Source organism: bacterium (assembly GCA_024224155.1).
Classification (GTDB): Bacteria; Acidobacteriota; Thermoanaerobaculia; order Multivoradales; family JAHEKO01; genus CALZIK01.
Map to the genome: position 1 here is coordinate 1 of JAAENP010000049.1, position 1,057 is coordinate 1,057.

General features: G+C 64.6%; 2 protein-coding genes. Both read left to right on the plus strand.

Going from position 1 to position 1,057, the window contains the following annotated elements:
- The coding region (gene ric / locus GY769_02780) for an iron-sulfur cluster repair di-iron protein (protein MCP4200842.1) at nucleotides 1–610 on the plus strand (610 nt) is incomplete at its 5' end.
- A gap of 231 nt (nucleotides 611–841) precedes the next feature.
- Nucleotides 842–1,057 (plus strand): hypothetical protein (locus GY769_02785; protein MCP4200843.1); only part of this gene is annotated, 216 nt, incomplete at its 3' end.

Below are 1,057 nucleotides of genomic sequence, written 5' to 3' on the forward strand. Positions count from 1 at the left end.
AATCTTCGGACGTCACGGCATCGACTTCTGCTGCGGCGGGGGACGTACGATCCGAGAAGCCTGTGAGGCCAAGGGGCTCGACACCGATTCGATCCTCGAAGAGATCCGCAACCAGCTGGCGGAATCAGACGCCGACCTGGAATGCTGGGACGAGGCTCCTCTCAACGACCTTGTCGACCACATCCTGGCGGCCTACCACCGGCCTTTGGACGAGGAGCTACCACGTCTGGAGCAGCTGGCACGAAAGGTCCATCGCGTCCACGGCGAGCGTCATCCCGAGGTGCTCCCCCAGCTGCTCTCGACCTATCTCGGCCTGAAGGAGGAGCTGCAGGACCATATGATGAAGGAGGAACAGATCCTCTTTCCGATGATCCGGCAAGATCAGGGATCGATGGCCGCCGGCCCGATCTCGGTCATGGAGAGTGAGCACGAGTCGGCCGGTGATGCGTTGAAGCGGCTCCGAAAGCTCACCAACGGCTACCAGGTACCGGCCGAGGCGTGCAACACCTGGCGGGCGCTCTGGCACGGGCTCGCCGCTCTCGAGATCGCGCTCCACGAGCATATACACCTGGAGAACAACGTCCTTTTTCCGCGCGCGTTGGCGAGTTGAGCCAAGGTCCCGCCGGAACAGCCGAGGCTCGCACTCGTGACGTCCGCTTCGAACGCGCGCGCGCGCCAGCCAGCCGTCAGCCGGTCACCTGGAGGACGACGGCCATGGCCGTGTCGCCGGCGGCGCAGCCGGAGAACAGGCCCACGCCGCCGCCGCCGCCGGCCAGCTCCTCGATCAGCTCGGCGACGGCAGCTGCAATTTCCCAATAACAGCGGCGACAACCGCTACGACGTGTATTTCTCCCAGACTTTCGTCTACGACCAGCTCGGTAACTCGGTCAGCTACAGCTACCCGACATGCACGACGACGCCGCAGAACGGCCGGCGCCAGTGCAATGACGGCCCCAACGACGTGTTGGCGCCTACTCACACGGTGGCGACCTCCTACAACCAGGGTCTGACCCGCAGGGTGAGCTCGAGCCTCGGCCTGTGGGGCGAGTACAGATAC